The sequence below is a fragment of the Pseudomonas moraviensis subsp. stanleyae genome, assembly GCF_036283065.1.
Taxonomy (GTDB): domain Bacteria; phylum Pseudomonadota; class Gammaproteobacteria; order Pseudomonadales; family Pseudomonadaceae; genus Aquipseudomonas; species Aquipseudomonas stanleyae.
On sequence record NZ_JAADJI010000007.1, the window covers coordinates 257,811 to 275,020 of the forward strand.

Consider the following 17,210-nt stretch of genomic DNA (forward strand, 5'->3'; position numbering starts at 1 on the left):
CGGTCGGCCCCCTCTCCCTCTGGGAGAGGGCTGGGGTGAGGGGAAAAGGGCTCAACGCAAAAATGCCTGCCGATACTCGCCCGGCGTCCCACCCAAAACCTGCTTGAACCGATTGGTGAAATGACTGGCACTGGCAAACCCGCACGCCAGCGCAATCTCCCCCAAGGGCAACGCCGTGCCGCGCAACAATTCCCGCGCGCGGCTCAGCCGGCGCGCCAGCACGTATTGATGCGGTGGCAGGCCGAAACTGGTGCGAAACATCCGCGCAAAGTGATATTCCGACAGCGCGCACAGCCCGGCCAGTTGCCCGAGGCTGATCGGCTCGGCCAACTGATTGTCGATGAACTCCACCAGTTGCCGACGTTGGTGCGGCGCCAGTCCGCCCTTCAAGCGCAAGCCCTGTCGCGCACCCACCTGGCTGAGCAGCGTGTGGCTGATCAATTCGTGGGCGAGGCTGCTGGTCAGCAAGCGTTCGGCTGGCTCTTGCCAGTTCAGGCTCAACAATCGGCGAAAGCGTTGCGCCTGCTGTGGATCTTCGAGAAAGGTCTGTTCGCGCAACTGCATCTCGCGCGGTTCGCGGTCGAGCAAAGTGACGCAACCGAGGGCGAATTGTTCGGCGCTGAAATACAGGTGCGCGAGCCGGATATCGCCATTGATCACCCAGCCCGATTCATGTTCGGCCGGGAGGATGCACAGCTTGTCCGGCCCGCCCTTGCGGCCCGGCTGGCCACGGCGGAATGTGCCGGTGCCGCCAGCGATGTAACAGGACAAGGTGTGATGACTCGGCGCTTCGTATTCCTGGGCGTCGTGGTGGTTGGTCCACAAGGCCGCAGACAAGCCGTCACCGAGCTCGGCGCTGTGCACCAGACGTGCATTCGGCGAGCGGTTGAGGGCTTGAAAGACTTGCAGGGTATCGATGGCGGCCATGTTCGGTTCTCTTCAACGCCTTCGCATCCTACTCCGTAGATGCCGCACTGCCAGCCTGTCGCCAGACAAAAGCGCAAGATTCTGCAAGCGTCCAAGGAAGGCCGAGGCAGACACTCAAGGCCTGTTTAAGGAGTGTTTGCCATGAATCTGTCGTTGTACCTGCTGACCGTGCTGATCTGGGGCACCACTTGGATTGCCTTGAAATGGCAATTGGGCGTGGTCGAAATTCCCGTGTCGATCGTCTATCGCTTCGGCCTCGCTGCGCTGGTGCTGTTCGCGTTGTTGTTGCTCAGCCGGCGCCTGCAACCGATGAACCGCCGTGGGCATTTGATCTGTGTGGCACAGGGTTTGTGCCTGTTCTGCGTGAACTTCATGTGCTTTCTCACCGCCAGCCAGTGGATTCCCAGTGGGCTGGTGGCGGTGGTGTTTTCCACGGCAACGCTGTGGAACGCGCTGAATGCGCGGGTGTTCTTCGGCCAGCGCATTGCGCGCAATGTGTTGCTGGGCGGTGCGTTGGGGCTGTCGGGTCTGGGGCTGTTGTTCTGGCCGGAGCTGGCAGGGCATCAGGCCAGTCCGCAAACCCTGCTTGGCCTTGGGTTGGCGTTGTGCGGAACCTTGTGTTTTTCGGCGGGCAATATGCTTTCGAGTCTGCAACAGAAGGCAGGGTTGAGACCGCTGACCACCAATGCCTGGGGCATGGCCTATGGTGCGGCGATGCTGACGGTGTGGTGTCTGTTCAAAGGCATACCCTTCGACATGGACTGGTCGCCGCGTTATGTCGGCGCGTTGCTGTATCTGGTGATTCCCGGCTCGGTGATCGGCTTCACCGCGTACCTGACGCTGGTCGGGCGCATGGGCCCGGAGCGTGCGGCTTATTGCACGGTGCTGTTTCCGGTGGTGGCGCTGAACGTGTCGGCGTTTGCCGAAGGTTATCAATGGACTGCGCCGGCGCTGGCCGGATTGGTGTTGGTAATGCTCGGCAACGTGTTGGTGTTCCGTAAACCGAAAACGCTGTTGTCAGCAGGGCAAGGGAAGTTGGCCTGATAAAACGAGCGCTGCTGTTCAGCGCTCGACTTTCAACGTGATATAGATCATTACCGGGAAGATGAAGTCGACTATATGTCGTGCCCAGTCTTTGGCATTCCATGATTGCGAAGTGTCCATGTCGAACCATTCGACGCCGACCGTTTGCAGGCACGCGTAATAAATGAAGATGGCGACCAATATGCCCATGATCGAGAATTTCTTGGCCTCATGAAACTCCGCAGCCGATGCATCAATGTAGCGATATAACTGGTAAGTGCCGATCAGGCACAGCGCCGTATAAATGACTTCCATGGTAATGATGAACCAGTAGATCCGGTGATGGATCATGGGTGTGTCAATCGCCCGGTACATGATGTTTTCACTGGCATTGGTGGTGTCCATGCTCAGGATATGCGCGACATAAGTGTAATTGGATTCGTAGTCGGTGAAGTTGTGGATCATTACCAGCAGGCCGAAGAAGCTTATATAAGCCATCAAGATGACTTTGCTGTAACGAATGAGTTTGTCGGTGGTCAGGGTGTTCACGGGATTGGCTCTCCATGGCAATTAATCAATAAGTTGATAATTTGCGAGAGCTTATAGTGCAGTTACTGGGTTGGGCTTATTTGTACGGTTGCAAGTTATGTGGAGAAATAGATAAAGAGGCCAGCGCGAGAGGACGCTGGCCCTTTTTTTCAGCCACGCCAGACTTGCGAATTGACCAGATCCTGCGGCCGTTCGCCAAGCAGCGCGCTGCGCAGGTTGGCCAATGCGCGATTGGCCATCGCTTCACGAGTCTCGGTGGTGGCCGAACCGATGTGCGGCAGGGTCACGGCGTTCTTCAACTGGAACAGCGGCGATTCGGCCAGCGGTTCTTTTTCGTAGACGTCCAGGCCCGCGCCGCGGATGCGGTTGTTTTGCAGGGCTTCGATCAGCGCTGGCTCGTCGACGACCGGGCCGCGCGAGATGTTGACCAGGATAGCGCTCGGCTTCATCAGCGCCAGCTCGCGATGGCTGATCAGGTGGTGGGTCTTTTCGCTCAGCGGCACTACCAGACAGACGAAATCGGCTTCGGCCAGCAGCTCATCGAGGCTGCGCAACTGCGCACCGAGCTCCTGTTCCAGTTCGGTCTTGCGGCTGTTGCCGCTGTAGATGATCGGCATGTTGAAGCCGAAGCGACCGCGTCGTGCAACGGCAGCGCCGATGTTGCCCATGCCGACGATGCCGAGGGTCTTGCCGTGCACATCACTGCCGAACAGCGGGGCGCCGATACTGGCTTGCCATTGGCCGGCCTTGGTCCAGGCGTCGAGTTCGGCGACGCGGCGGGCACTGCTCATGATCAGGGCGAAGGCGAGATCGGCGGTGCTTTCGGTGAGCACGTCGGGGGTGTTGGTGAGCATGATCCCGCGTTCGTTGAAGTAGTCGAGGTCGTAGTTGTCGTAGCCGACCGAGACGCTGGAGACCACTTCGAGTTTTGTCGCGGTTTGCAGTTGCGCGCGGCCGAGTTTGCGACCGACGCCGATGAGGCCGTGGGCGTGGGGCAGGGCTTCGTTGAACTGGGCGTTGATGTCACCGGTCTTGGGGTTGGGGACGATGACGTCGAATTCTTCTTGCAGGCGTTCGATCATGGGCGGGGTGATGCGGCTGAAGGCCAGGACTGTTTTTTTCATTGGGGTTGGGCTCGTCGGGGCTTGATTGCAAGCACGCTAACATTTTCTCGCCCGGGTTGTCTTGGCGGCCTATGGGCCGACCATGCCTTGGGTGTTCCGGGTGTATATCCGTTTCTGCGGGTGTTGCTGATTACGGTTCCGCCCTTACGGCGGGTCACCTTTTTCAAACGCCAAAAAGGTAACCCAAAAGGCTTGCTCCTGCGTTCGGCCCTCGCAGGCTCGGGTTCCTTCGCTGCGGGATCGATCCGGGCGCAGCGGCTCCGGTTTGCTTCGCTGCACCTCCTTCCGCTGTGTCTGGCTGCGCCAGACGGTCGCTACGCTCCCACGCCCGGATCAATCCCTCCACTCAGCCTTCCGACGTCGCCCGTGGATCAAGATCAAAAGCACTCGAGCTTGCGCTCATTGTGGAGTGGGGCGGCTTCGCCGCGGGCAGCTGCGCTGCTTTGGTTTTGCTTTTGTAGGAGTGAGCCTGCTCGCGATGGCGGCCTGCTGGTCAACGAATTTCTATCGAATTCACTCGCTCCAACTGTAGGAGCTGCCGAAGGCTGCGATCTTTCGATCTTGCTTTTGCTTTTCTGTGGGAGCTGGCTTGCCAGCGATGGCGGCCTGGCAGCCGACCTGTTTCGCGCTGGTGCGCGCATTCCAACTGTAGGAGTGCGCCTGCGCGCGAGGGCGGCCCGCTAGTCGACGAATTTCTATCGAATTCACTCGCTCCAACTGTAGGAGCTGCCGAAGGCTGCGATCTTTTGATCTTGCTTTTGCTTTTCTGTGGGGCCTGGCTAGCCAGCGATGGCGACCTGACAGCCGACCTGTTTCTCGCTGATGTACTCGATTCAAACTGTGGGAGCGAGCCTGCTCGCGAAAGCGGTTTATCTGACACCCGAATGTTGAATGTGCCGAAGCCTTCGCGAGCAGGCTTGCTCCCACAGAGGCTTAATTGCGTGTCGGGTATTGTTGGATTTCGTAATTATCCAGCACCCGGTTCACCGCCAGTTCCGCCAGCATGATCACCTGCTGAATGGCCAATATCGTGTGCCGCTGCGGGCTGTCGACGTGGGCGGCGATGTCGCTGCTCATGATGCTGGCCGAGGCGAGGGATTCGCAGGCATGGGCCAGCAGGCTTTCGTTGTCCTGGTCAGGGGCGACCTGGAACATGGTGCTGGGTTTGTGGTTTTGCTGCGCGCTGGCGGACGGTTTGAGGTAGTGGTCCAGCGCACGCTCGGCGGCGCCGTGGAGTTTTTTCGAGGCGGGGGATTGGTAGGGGGAAGTGCTTTCGGATTCGGGGGGATTGGGTGTGGGTTTGAACATGGTGAAACTCCATTCGGGAAGTGGAGTTCGCCACTGACTGCGACCAAGCAATCGGGTGGCGAACCGTACGCGGGTTGGTCGACCAGGGAATGGAAACCCGGCAGGGCCAAAGCCCTCCCACGCACAGCTCGCCATTAAGCATGCTTGAAAATGTGCGCCATTCTAAACCCGGACGACCAAGTCCGGTCGCCGATTCGTCAGCAACCGCCAAATCCTAGCCAGCGCACTTCCGACGGACAACCTGCAAAACCTGTCAGACACTTCCTTGTAAACGCGTCCATGTAGGAGCTGCCGTAGGCTGAGATCCGTTGATTTTTAAACAGCAAGATCAAAAGATCGCAGCCTCGTTGCACTCGTCAGCTCCTACCCGAAGTCAGCGGTGTTTAAAACTCAGGTGGCGACCCGGACGCCAGCCAGGCTTCCGGTCAATTCATACGCCACCAGTTCCGCCTGATGCGCCGCCAATATCTCCGGCAACGATCCGCGCAAATATTCCACCCAGGTTTTGATCTTCGCATCCAGGTACTGCCGCGACGGGTAGATCGCGTAGAGGTTGAGTTCCTGCGAGCGGTAGTTCGGCATCACGCGTACCAGGGTGCCGTTGCGCAGGCCTTCGATGGCGGCGTAGACCGGCAGCACGCCGACGCCCATGCCGCTGGTGATGGCGGTTTTCATGGCGTCGGCGGAGTTCACCAAAAACGGCGAGCTGTTGATGGTGACCATTTCCTGACCGTCCGGGCCGTCGAAGGTCCATTTCTCCAGGGGAATCACCGGGCTGACCAGGCGCAGGCAGGCGTGGTTGAGCAGGTCGCTGGGTTTCTGTGCGGCGCCGTTGGCTTTTACGTAGGCCGGCGAGGCGCAGACGATGCTGTAGGTGATGCCCAGGCGTTGCGAGACGAAGCCTGAATCGGGCAGTTCACTGGCCAGCACGATCGATACGTCGTAGCCCTCGTCGAGCAGGTCCGGCACGCGGTTGGCCAGGGTCAGATCGAAGGTCACGTCGGGGTGGGTCTTGCGGTAGCGGGCGATCGCGTCGATGACAAAGTGCTGGCCGATGCCGGTCATGGTGTGCACTTTCAGCTGACCGGCCGGGCGCGCGTGGGCGTCGCTGGCTTCCGCTTCGGCTTCCTCGACGTAGGCGAGGATCTGTTCGCAGCGCAGCAGGTAGCGTTTGCCGGCCTCGGTCAGGGCGATGCGCCGGGTCGTGCGATTGAGCAGGCGGGTTTGCAGGTGGGCTTCCAGGTTGGAGACCGCGCGCGAGACGTTGGCGGTGGTGGTATCCAGTTGCACGGCGGCGGCGGTGAAGCTGCCCGCTTCGGCAACACAACTGAAGGCGCGCATGTTTTGCAAAGTGTCCATGGGGTGCTCTCAAGGGAGATGGCAAATTGTGACACGAAGTTTCGGGGGCTGAGACCCCAGACTTAAGGATTATCTCGTTAACCGTAACAAAGATTCACAGAAATCCCAGCTTATCGCCACAGAGGCAGCTCCATAGAATTGCGCCGGTCCCTGGGTAGGAGCTGCCGAAGGCTGCGATCTGTAGATTTTGTTTTAAGGGAAGCAAGATCAAAAGATCGCAGCCTTCGGCAGCTCCTACACAAGTCCCTCGATTGATCCCTTTCTCAGGAATTCGCAGCTGTGCCGCGTCGCATCAACAGAGCGCTTTTGCCGCTCAGTGTTCTGGCTTTAACCCTGGCTCTCGGCGGCTGCATCTCAACCCAAGGCATTGCCCCACACGGCGAGGCGCTGGAGGCCGATTCACTGGCCACTGACGCCGCCATTGCCGAGGCCGCCAAAGACGCGCACTGGCCCACCGCCCAATGGTGGCGGGCATTTGGCGATGCGCAACTGGATCGCTGGATTGACCTCGCCGTGCAAGGCAGCCCGAGCATGGCCATCGCTGCTGCACGTGTGCGTCAGGCGAAAGCAATGGCCGGTGTTGCCGAAGCCGCCGAGGCGTTGCAGATCAATGGCGAGTCGACCCTCAAACGGCACAACTGGCCGACCGATCAGTTCTACGGTCCTGGCGATTTGGCCAATACCACGACGTGGGATAACAACGCCGCGGTCGGCTTCAGCTACGCCCTCGACCTCTGGGGCCGCGAGCGCAATGCCAGCGAACGGGCGGTGGATCTGGCGCATGTCAGCGTGGCCGAGGCGCGCCTGGCGCAGTTGGAACTGCAGAACAACATCGTCCGCGCCTACATCGAACTGTCGCTGCATTACGCCCAGCGCGACATCGTCGCGGCGACGCTCAAACAGCAACAGCAGATTCTCGATCTGGCGCAGAAACGCCTGAACGGAGGCATCGGCACGCACTTTGAAGTCAGTCAGGCCGAAACGCCGCTGCCGGAAACCCATCGCCAACTCGATGCGCTGGACGAGGAAATCGCCCTGAGCCGCAACCAGATTGCCGCGCTGGCCGGCAAGGGCCCGGGCGCTGCTGCGCAACTGCAGCGGCCGACGCTGTCCCTCGCGGCGCCGTTGAAGTTGCCCTCGGCATTGCCTGCCGAACTGCTCGGGCAGCGCCCGGATGTGGTTGCCAGTCGCTGGCAAGTGGCGGCGCAGGCGCGGGGAATCGATGTCGCCCATGGCGGTTTTTATCCCAATGTCGATCTGGTCGGCAGCCTCGGCTACATGGCCACGGGCGGCGGTGCACTGGAGTTTTTGACTGGCAGGAAACTCAACTACAACGTCGGCCCGGCGATCTCGTTGCCGATCTTCGACGGCGGTCGACTGCGTGGCGAATTGGGCGAAGCGGCGGCCGGTTATGACCTCGCCGTGGCGCACTACAACCAGACGTTGATCAACGCACTGAAGAACATTTCCGATCAGTTGATCCGCCGCGAGTCGATGGACAAGCAGCAGGACTTCGCCGCCGAATCCGTCGCCGCTGCACAGAAGACCTACGACATCGCGATGATCGCCTATCAACGTGGCCTCACCGATTACCTCAATGTGCTGAATGCGCAGACCCTGCTGTTCAAGCAGCAGCAAATGCAGCAGCAGGTGCAGGCGGCGCGGCTGAGTGCGCATGCCGAGCTGGTGACAGCGTTGGGTGGCGGCCTCGGTGCGGGGGACGACATGCCGACGGCCGAGCAGACCCAAGCCCCGAAAATCCCGGCGCTCCTGCGTTGAACACAGCACCCATCGTGGGAGCGAGCCTGCTCGCGAAGAGGGCGTATCAGTCAATGAACATGTTGCCTGACACGCCGCTTTCGCGAGCAGGCTCGCTCCCACAGGTTTCAAGTCCGCATTGCATGCCTGAGTATTTTCAATGACCTCCTTGCCCGCCCCTCTGCGCTGGCTCCACTCCCTGGAATGGCGTCGCGGTTTCTTCGACTGGGCACGCAGCGATGGCGTGACCTGGGTCTATATTTTCAAGGTGTTGCTCGCCGCGTTTCTCACCCTGTGGCTGGCGATGCGTCTGGAACTGCCGCAGCCGCGTACGGCGATGATCACCGTGTTCATCGTCATGCAGCCGCAGAGCGGCCAAGTGTTCGCCAAGAGTTTCTATCGCTTCCTCGGCACGCTGGCCGGGTCGGCGATGATGGTCACGCTGATTGCCTTGTTCGCGCAGAACACAGAGCTGTTTCTCGGCTCGCTGGCGATCTGGGTCGGCATCTGCTCGGCGGGAGCTGCGCGCTGCCGCAACTTTCGCGCGTATGGTTTTGTTCTTGCCGGTTATACGGCGGCGATGGTCGGTCTGCCGGCGCTGGCGCACCCGGACGGCGCCTTTATGGCGGCGGTGTGGCGGGTGCTGGAGATCTCGCTGGGAATTCTCTGTGCGACGCTGATCAGCGCCGCGATCCTGCCGCAGACTGCTAGCGCGGCGATGCGCAACGCCTTGTATCAGCGCTTCGGTGTGTTTGCCCTGTTCGTCACCGACGGCTTGCGCGGGCGCAGCAAAACCGAGGCGTTCGAAGCCAGCAACGTGCGCTTCATTGCCGAAGCCGTGGGCCTGGAAGGGCTGCGCAGCGTGACCGTGTTCGAAGACCCACACATGCGCCGGCGCAACGGCCGCCTGAGTCGTTTGAACAGCGAGTTCATGGGCATCACCACGCGCTTCAACGCCTTGCATCAATTGCTTGAACGCCTGCGCGGCAATGGCGAAGAACACGTCGTGGCGGCGATCAAACCGGGCTTGCAGGATCTCGCCGAAGTGCTCGACGGTTTCAGCGGTCGCGCCCTCACCAGCCCGGATGCTGCCCGTTTGGCCACCGCGCTGGCGACCTACAAGGAAGGCCTGCCGGCACGCGTTCGAGCTCTGCGTGGCATTTTTCAGGACACCACTCCGAGCGAAGCCGAACAGCTGGATTTTCATACGGCCTATGAATTGCTCTACCGCTTCGTCGACGACCTGCACAGTTATGCACAGACCCACGCGTCCCTCGCCGATCACCGCCACGAACGTGAACGCTGGGACGAGCCGTTCACCCCGCAAACCAACTGGTGGGCGGCGGCCGCGTCGGGGATTCGTGCCTCGTTCATCCTGATTGTGCTGGGCAGCTACTGGGTCGCTACCGCGTGGCCGAGCGGGGCGACCATGACCCTGATCGCCGCCGCAACCGTGGGCCTTTCCGCTGCCACACCCAACCCGAAACGCATGGCTTTTCAAATGGCCTGCGGGACTTTTCTCGGCGCACTGATCGGCTTCGTCGAGATGTTTTTCATCTTCCCGTGGATCGACGGCTTCCCCTTGCTCTGCGTGATGCTCGCACCGGTGATCGTACTCGGTTCGTTCCTCGCCTCACGGCCGCAGTACGCCGGTGTCGGGCTGGGCCTGCTGATTTTTTTCAGCACCGGTTCGGTGCCGGACAATCTCACGATCTACAACCCTTACACCTTCATCAACGACTACATCGCCATGGTCATGGGCATGCTCGTGTGTGCCGCCGCCGGGGCGATTATTCTGCCGCCGAACAGTCGCTGGTTATGGCAGCGCCTGGAGCAGGATCTGCGCGGGCAAGTGGTCTATGCCATCAGCGGCAAGCTCAAGGGCCTGGCGTCGAGTTTCGAGAGCCGCACCCGCGATCTGCTGCATCAGGCCTATGGTCTCGCGGCGGGGCAGCCGAAGGTACAAAAGAGTCTGCTGCGCTGGATGTTCGTGGTGCTCGAAGTCGGCCACGCGATCATCGAGTTGCGCAAGGAACAGGCGATCCTGCCGGTGCACCCGGCGTATGCCGAATCGCAGCCGTGGCGCCAGGCAATCCGGGTGATGGGGCGTGCGTTGGTGCGCCTGTTTTTGCAGCCGAACGCGAGCAATCTCGAGCGCGCGCTGGTGGCGGTCGATCACGCGATCAGCCGCGTCGCCGCCACGGATGAACCGTTCGCGCCGCACTTCGATACCTCGGCGTTGCGCCGGGTGAAAAGCTATCTGCACTTCATCCGCACCTCATTGCTCGACCCGCAATCACCCCTCGCCAAATTCGTTCCCGCCAGGCCCGAAGGACTTGCCCATGCCTCGTGAAATTGCCTTCCACGGCGTGTACATGCCGACCATGACCCTGATGTTTTTCATTGCTGCGGGGCTGGCCTGGGCGCTGGACCGCTTCCTCTCGGGGCTCGACCTGTACCGTTTTTTCTGGCACCCGGCGCTGCTGCGTCTGAGCCTGTTTACCTGTCTGTTCGGCGCCATGGCGCTGACTGTCTACCGTTGACTCTCTGTCTCTGAAGAAGGCCCTGATGAAAAAGTTTTTCAGCCTGCTCGCGACCCTGCTGGTTCTGGCCCTGGCGCTGTGGATCGGCCGCACGTTGTGGCAGCACTACATGAACACGCCGTGGACCCGCGATGGCCGCGTGCGCGCCGACATTATCAACGTCGCCGCCGACGTCACTGGCGAAGTGGTCGAGGTGCCGGTGCGTGACAATCAGTTGGTGAAGAAGGGCGATCTGCTGATGCGCATCGACCCTGAGCACTACCGCATCGCGGTCAGGCAGGCGCAGTCGCTGGTCGCCTCGCGCAAGTCGACCTGGGAGATGCGCAAGGTCAACGCCCACCGCCGCGCCGACCTCGACAACCTGGTGATCTCCAAGGAAAACCGCGACGACGCCAGCAACATCGCCGACGCCGCGCTGGCTGACTACCAACATGCCCAGGCACAACTGGAAGCGGCCGAACTCAACCTCAAACGCACCGAAGTGCGCGCCGCAGTGGACGGCTACGTGACCAACCTCAATGTGCATCGCGGCGACTACGCACGCATCGGCGAGGCGAAGATGGCCGTGGTCGACATGAACTCGTTCTGGGTTTATGGCTACTTCGAAGAAACCAAACTGCCGCATGTGAAAATCGGTGACGAAGCCGATATGCAGCTCATGAGCGGCGAAGTGCTCAAGGGCCATGTCGAGAGCATTTCCCGCGGCATCTACGACCGCGACAACCCGGAAAGTCGCGAACTGATCGCCGATGTGAACCCGACGTTCAACTGGGTGCGCCTCGCGCAGCGGGTGCCGGTGCGCATTCACATTGATGAAGTGCCGGAGGGCGTGGTGCTGGCGGCGGGGATTACTTGCACGGTGGTGGTGAAGCAGGACGTTGTGGATAACTGACAGACCGCGTTGACTGAATCGCGAGCAGGCTCACTCCTACACTGGATCTGTATCACTCCGACGATCCACTGTGAGCGAGCCTGCTCGCGATCCGGGTTATCGGTAGAACGTTTTGACCACCCGCAGTCCGGACTCGATGGTCTCATCGACTGTTAACCGTTTGTCTTCAATGAGGGTGATTATCCGCTGATCATTGGCAATATTTGCGTCAGGTTTTTTCAACTGAGCGGCGCGATTGATCACGATGTAGATCAATACATGATCTCGGTTCCTGATGAATGGCAGGTCCATGGCATCGCCGATCGACTGAGTCATGTAGGCATGACGTTCAGCGGTCGTCAGGCCCTTGAAGGTATCCGGATAGTCCTGATAGATCTGGGCGGAGTAGCGGGCGACGTCCTCTGCTCGTTCTTCTGCGGCCAATGCCGCCTTGCTGGCGACCTGAGGGACGAGGTCGTTGTAGCGTTTGTCAGCCTCGGCAACCTGGCTCGGGCTCATCCGGGTTTTGAGTGTGGTGCCGATGGCGGCGTCCTCAGTATCGATGAGGAATTTGCTCCACGCGTAAGCTTCGGGCAGGTTGTCCTGTTTTTCGTACTTTTTGATCAGTTCCTTCTGGGCATCCGGATAACCGTGTTGCGCTGAGCGCAGCAGCCAGCGCATGGCAAGTTTGGCGTCTTTTTTCGCCCCGAGAGTGCCGGAACTGTACATATCGTACAGGCCGTACTCCGCACACCAGTCATTTTGCTTTGCCGCGTAAGCTGTGTAGTTGAAAACCTGATTTTTGTTTTTGCTCAGGTCGCCGGACTGCATCACCATTGTGGACAGGTAGCAAAACGCTCGAGGGTGGTTCGGCGCCGCCATGACCAGGCAAGTTTGGGCGACATCCCGCGATCCGCCCTCGAACATCAGCAAACCTGTGCCAAACAGAATGTCGCTGTCCATCTGTGGATTGCAGTATTCATTTGCGGTGACGGCTGGCAAGAGCGCTTGCGCGGTCAATTTCGGCAGGGTGTCGTTGAGGGGCACTTCTTGAGTGGAACAGCCCGCCAGCCATGTGAGCAATGCCAAAGGCAATAAGTTGAGAAGTTTCAAAAGTTGGTCCTGATCTGAAGTGAAGCATACGCAGGGCGGCGTCAGGCAGGCAAACAAAGCAGCGACGTTTCCGTAGAGAAAGGCCGGGGGAGGGGGATATCAGTGTTCAGCAGTTCCCTTGCTTCGATGCGTGCACCAGCGATTCCATGCGCTATACGGTTCACTTGAAGCATTGCATGCTTCAAGTGCGGCGCATTCTACGTTGATCGGCTGATTTGGCAATTTCACTGAAGTGAATCAGAGCTTCCCACGCAAGCCGAACCGCTTCATCAACGTCGACTCCAGCAAACCCTTCGGCAGCAACGTCGCCAGCAACGGCAACGCCCGGCTGCCGTTGCCAATGCGCACCAACCGTGGCGGCTTGCTCTGCTGCACAGCCGTCAACAACTGCGCGGCGAACTCAACCGCTGGCGTCGGTCTGTCCTCCGATGCCTTGGCCCGTGCGCGAATGCCTTCACGCAATGGAAACCACGGCGATTGCTCATTGATCAACTGTTCGGCCTCATTTCCGGCGTTCTTCGCGAAACTGGATTCGATTGCCCCGGGCTGGACTTCCATCACGCGAATGCCGAACGGCGCAAGTTCCATTCGCAGGGCATCACTCAGCGCATGCACCGCCGCTTTCGAAGCGCAGTAGGCGCCGGCGAATGGCGTGACCAGCACGCCGGAGACACTGCCGATATTCACCACCAGTCCCTTGGCCCGACGCAACAGCGGGAACAGCGCGCGGGTGACGCCGACAATCGAGAACACATTGGTTTCGAACTGGCGCTGTATCGCCGGCACGCCGCCGTCGAGCAACGGCCCCATCGCGCCGTAACCGGCGTTGTTGATCAACACATCGAGGCCGCCGTGCTGCTGGTTGAGGCGCTCGGCGAGTTGCGCCAGTGCGGGGCCATCGTTGACGTCCAGCTGAATCGCGGTAAAACCGGCGGCGCTGAGCGCAGCGACGTCTTCGGTTTTGCGCGCGCTGGCCCATACTTCGTAGTCGGCTGCTTTGAACGCATCGGCGAGGGCGCGGCCGATGCCGCTGGAACAACCGGTAATCAACGCAACGGGCATGGCGCATTCCTTGTGCAAAAAAAGTCGGGGGAGGGCATCAGTCGGCGAAACTACCCTGCAAATGCTCGGCGCGAAACTCCAGGGTTTGCGGGCGATACCCGGGGCGCAGCGGCGGCAGTGGCAAGCAGTCTTCCCAGGTCGCGCCGGCCTGCAGTTCGCCGGGTCCGCGATAGCGTGGCGCTGTGTATTGATTGTCGGCGAGGTTGACCGTATCGCCCGGCGCGTACGCGGCAATGCGCCAACGCAGTTCGGTCAGCGGCACGTCGTTGCCGTTGTTCATTTTCAATTGCAGCGGCCGGTCGGCCGGGCATTGTTCGGGAGCGTAGGCAATGCGCAGCTCCAGACGCGCCAGTTGCTTGATCTCGCGATTGTCCAGCCACACCACCCACATGGCCACGAAGCCCAGGCCGATCGCAGCGGCCACCGATACCGGCAAGGCCTTGGCCGGATAGCGCAGCAGCAGGATCAGCCAGGTGATGACCAGCAGGATACCGATGAACATGCGCGAACGCTCCATGTGGGATGAGCCCCATCCTACCGAAGGCCTCGCGCGATGGGTATTGCTGACGAGATCAATCCTACCGTCGGTCGGAACTGTAATTTCTGACAGTGGCTGTCCGGGCCTGCTCTTGGTCAGATGGCCAAAAGCACACACGGACGTTGACTGACCATGGCTATCCACAGCAAAACGCCGACGCTGGCCGTGAACGATCCGCGCGGTCTGGCCATCCTCACTGTCAATTACTGGCGCACCGATGCGTCCCTGCCAGGCGAGCCGCGGATCGAGCGGACTTTGCGCGACGTTGACGGGCGTGCGATCAGTCAATGGGATGCTCGACTCTGGGCGCTGCAAGCGATTGATCCGCAGACGCCTGCCAGTCTTGCATCGGTCTACTCGCTCAATGACAGCTTGCTGCGCTCGGACAGCACTGATGCCGGCATTGAAGTGCAGTTACCCGGTCTGGCTGGCGAGATGCTGTTCAGTTGGGACAGCCGCGGCACATGCCGTCATATTGAATACGATGATTTGCTGCGCCCGCTCGCGGTGTTCGAAGAAGGTGCTGGCGAACCTCGTCGTTGCGCCGAGCGTTTTGCCTATGGCCGCCCCGGCGCGGGCGAGCCGCTGCGCAATCAGCTCGGTCAATTGATCCGTCATGACGATCCGGCCGGTAGCGTCCTGTTCGAGCAGTTCGCAATCACCGGACAGTGCAGCGAAAACACCCGCCAATTCACCCTTGAACCGTTTGTGCCGAATTGGCCAGAAGCTGACGTCGAGCGACGACTACTGCTGGAGTCCGAAGGGGCAACTACGCGTTGGCGCTTTTCACCGCAGGGATCTGTGCTGGAACAGGTGGATGCCGGTGGCCATCGGCAGGTGTTCGCGCTGACTCTGGACGGTCGCTTGCGCAGGGTTGGTTTACGGCTCAGGCATCAGACTTCAGACCATCCTGTGGTCAGTGATATTCGCTACAACGCCGAAGGCCAGGTCACCCGGGAGCTGGCGGGCAACGGCGTTCTGACCACGCTGAGCTACAGCCCCGAAGATGGCCGTCTGCTCATCCGCCATGCTCAGGACCCACTGTGCAACGTCTGGCAACACCTGCTGTATGCCTATGACCCGATGGGCAATGTGCTGAGCATCGAAGACCAGGCATTGCCGGTGCGCTGGTTCGCCAACCAGCGCATCGAGCCGGTCAGTCGTTATCGCTACGACAGTCTTTACCAGTTGATCCACGCCACTGGCTGGGAGGCCGGCGCCGCCGGTGGCGGGCCCACAGCGGTGGTCAGATACACGGAGGAGTATCACCACGATGCTGGCGGCAACCTGCTCGAGCTGACTCACGTCGGCGCACAAAGTCCTGGGCATCAACTGCAGGCCGCGCGCTACAGCAATCGTTGCCTGCCGTGGCGCGACGCAAGGCCGCCCGACGAGGCAGAGATCGCCGCAGCGTTCGATGCGCGGGGCAATTTGCTGTTGCTGGATCAGGGACGCCAGCTTCGGTGGAATCTGCGTAATCAGCTGGCTTCGGTTGTGGCCGTGCAACGTGAATCAGGCGCCAACGATGATGAAGCCTATCTCTACGATGGCGCCGGGCTGCGTGTGCGCAAAATGGGCGTGTCCCTGACCAACGCACGCCACTTGCTCGCAGACGTCCGTTATCTGCCAGCGCTGGAGTTGCGCACCGACACGGGCTCTGGCGAGAGGCTGCAAGTCATCACCGTGCAGACCGAACTCAACAGCGTCCGCGTTCTGCACTGGGAAAGCCCGGCACCGACGGGCATCAACGATCTCTACCGATACAGCTTCAGCGATCATCTGGGCTCGATCAGCCTTGAGCTGGACGCTGATGCGCGGTTGATCAGCCGCGAGCATTTTTATCCGTACGGTGCGACTGCGTGGGCCGATGAGCCTGATGTCAGCTATAAAACCGTGCGTTATTCAGGCAAGGAACGCGATGCGACCGGGCTTTATTACTATGGCTATCGTTATTACATGCCTTGGTTGCAGCGCTGGTTGAACCCAGACCCCAAGGGATTTGTCGATGGGCCGAATCTCTTTCAGATGGCCGGCAATTCACCCATCCGTTACGTGGACAGTGATGGCGGCAGCAAAGGCGATACCTCTGAGCTGGCGGGCAGTGCACAGAAGCAAAGCGCTTTGCTCGAATCAATGACGTCGGCAGCCGCTGATGTCAGGAACTCGCTGCTAAACCATACCCAGGCGCGACACCGCTTCCGAGCGCTGGCAAGGCGAGTCGTTACGCAGTTGGCCAGCCGCGCCGTCAGCGCCGGAGCTCAAGCAGTCGGCGGGGCTGTAGGTGGCGGACTGGGCGGCGCATTTGGGCCGATGGGAGGCGCGCTTGGAACGAAACTGGGTTCGAAAGCCGGCAGTAAGCTGGCTGACGCAGCAATCAACACCGTCGTGGACGCCTATCAATTGAATCGGCCCATCAACTTTACGGGCCGGGAGATGAACCCGAAGGCTTTCGTCGAAAGCGTAGAGCCCAAAAAACAGCGGACTTATGCGCAAGTGAAACTGGAAATGTCCGCACACGATTTTCGTACTTCAGAGGGGCGATCGCGACTGTTCAAAGTGGCGCGGACCAAGGTTGAGGACAAGATGCTCTCGGTTGCCGGCGACAAGCTTGGAGCGGAGGCTCCGGGACTGATTCAGACCGGGCGGGAGTTTGTCCGTGCTGCGCAAGGACTTGATGCCGAGGCGTTGAGCCAGACCTGGGAAGATATTCCGGTGGACATCGACATGGCGACCTTCAGAACGCAGGCCATCGTGACCGAGCTGGCAACTGCCGGCAGCTCTGACGCTAAGCTCTTCGAAGCAGTTTCCGAACTGTCCGTTAAAACGGCGAGCACTGTTCAAACGCTGGAGCGTACTCAGGACTTCATCGGCCTGGTGGCGCCCAGACCCTATGCGGGGCGGCAGCAATCAATGGGTGGTTATGCCCGGCCAACCCCACGACGGCAAAACACCCACAGCTGAAAAAGCCCCCGCCCAGCCCGCTGCGGATAGGGGACGCAACGGGCTGGACGAGGGCTTCTTGTTTCAGCGGGGGA

At 60.5% G+C, this 17,210-nt stretch carries 14 protein-coding genes; 6 read left to right on the top strand and 8 right to left on the bottom strand.

The features are described 5' to 3' along the window. Positions 1 to 51 precede the first annotated feature (51 nt). On the bottom strand, positions 52 to 927 hold the full coding sequence (locus GXB78_RS14740; RefSeq protein ID WP_329515896.1) for an AraC family transcriptional regulator: 876 nt from the start codon (positions 925 to 927) through the stop codon (positions 52 to 54). A gap of 141 nt (positions 928 to 1,068) precedes the next feature. Between GXB78_RS14740 and GXB78_RS14745 the strand changes: the two genes are divergently transcribed. After that, positions 1,069 to 1,971 (top strand): DMT family transporter, encoded by a 903-nt coding sequence (locus GXB78_RS14745; protein WP_329515897.1) that lies wholly within the window; start codon positions 1,069 to 1,071, stop codon positions 1,969 to 1,971. A gap of 18 nt (positions 1,972 to 1,989) precedes the next feature. Here GXB78_RS14745 and GXB78_RS14750 read toward each other — a convergent pair whose 3' ends face one another. The 4 genes from GXB78_RS14750 to GXB78_RS14765 form a co-directional block, all read right to left on the bottom strand. Next, positions 1,990 to 2,499 (bottom strand): DUF2165 domain-containing protein, encoded by a 510-nt coding sequence (locus tag GXB78_RS14750; RefSeq protein ID WP_329515898.1) that lies wholly within the window; start codon positions 2,497 to 2,499, stop codon positions 1,990 to 1,992. 149 nt (positions 2,500 to 2,648) lie between these two features. Further along, a complete protein-coding gene (locus tag GXB78_RS14755; RefSeq protein ID WP_329515899.1) occupies positions 2,649 to 3,623 on the bottom strand; it encodes a 2-hydroxyacid dehydrogenase in 975 nt (324 codons plus the stop codon). 933 nt (positions 3,624 to 4,556) lie between these two features. Beyond that, positions 4,557 to 4,931: a DUF6124 family protein gene (locus tag GXB78_RS14760; protein ID WP_329515900.1), complete on the bottom strand. Its 375-nt coding sequence runs from the start codon at positions 4,929 to 4,931 to the stop codon at positions 4,557 to 4,559. A 390-nt stretch (positions 4,932 to 5,321) separates the two neighbouring features. Then, entirely contained in the window at positions 5,322 to 6,290 is a 969-nt protein-coding gene (locus GXB78_RS14765; protein WP_325721256.1) for a LysR family transcriptional regulator, read from the bottom strand. 279 nt (positions 6,291 to 6,569) lie between these two features. Here GXB78_RS14765 and GXB78_RS14770 point away from each other — a divergent pair, with 279 nt between their 5' ends. The 4 genes from GXB78_RS14770 (at position 6,570) to GXB78_RS14785 (ending at position 11,483) form a co-directional block, all read left to right on the top strand. Beyond that, a complete protein-coding gene (locus GXB78_RS14770) occupies positions 6,570 to 8,069 on the top strand; it encodes an efflux transporter outer membrane subunit (protein WP_329515901.1) in 1,500 nt (499 codons plus the stop codon). 139 nt (positions 8,070 to 8,208) lie between these two features. Further along, complete coding sequence (locus GXB78_RS14775) at positions 8,209 to 10,401, top strand: FUSC family protein (protein WP_329515902.1); 2,193 nt, start codon at positions 8,209 to 8,211, stop codon at positions 10,399 to 10,401. Further along, positions 10,391 to 10,591, top strand: a complete 201-nt coding sequence (locus GXB78_RS14780; RefSeq protein WP_329515903.1) for a DUF1656 domain-containing protein — start codon at positions 10,391 to 10,393, stop codon at positions 10,589 to 10,591. The genes GXB78_RS14775 and GXB78_RS14780 overlap by 11 nt, the downstream gene beginning before the upstream one ends. A 25-nt stretch (positions 10,592 to 10,616) precedes the next feature. After that, complete coding sequence (locus tag GXB78_RS14785; RefSeq protein WP_329515904.1) at positions 10,617 to 11,483, top strand: HlyD family secretion protein; 867 nt, start codon at positions 10,617 to 10,619, stop codon at positions 11,481 to 11,483. Between the two features lie 96 nt (positions 11,484 to 11,579). Here GXB78_RS14785 and GXB78_RS14790 read toward each other — a convergent pair whose 3' ends face one another. From GXB78_RS14790 to GXB78_RS14800, 3 genes are all read right to left on the bottom strand, one after another. After that, positions 11,580 to 12,575: an SEL1-like repeat protein gene (locus tag GXB78_RS14790; protein WP_329515905.1), complete on the bottom strand. Its 996-nt coding sequence runs from the start codon at positions 12,573 to 12,575 to the stop codon at positions 11,580 to 11,582. Between the two features lie 237 nt (positions 12,576 to 12,812). Beyond that, positions 12,813 to 13,637, bottom strand: coding sequence for an SDR family oxidoreductase (locus tag GXB78_RS14795; RefSeq protein WP_329515906.1), 825 nt, complete (start codon positions 13,635 to 13,637; stop codon positions 12,813 to 12,815). Positions 13,638 to 13,674: 37 nt separating this feature from the next. Further along, positions 13,675 to 14,139, bottom strand: a complete 465-nt coding sequence (locus GXB78_RS14800; RefSeq protein WP_071174448.1) for a multidrug transporter — start codon at positions 14,137 to 14,139, stop codon at positions 13,675 to 13,677. Between the two features lie 168 nt (positions 14,140 to 14,307). Between GXB78_RS14800 and GXB78_RS14805 the strand changes: the two genes are divergently transcribed. Then, positions 14,308 to 17,136, top strand: coding sequence for an RHS repeat domain-containing protein (locus tag GXB78_RS14805; RefSeq protein ID WP_329515907.1), 2,829 nt, complete (start codon positions 14,308 to 14,310; stop codon positions 17,134 to 17,136). Positions 17,137 to 17,210: the final 74 nt, after the last annotated feature.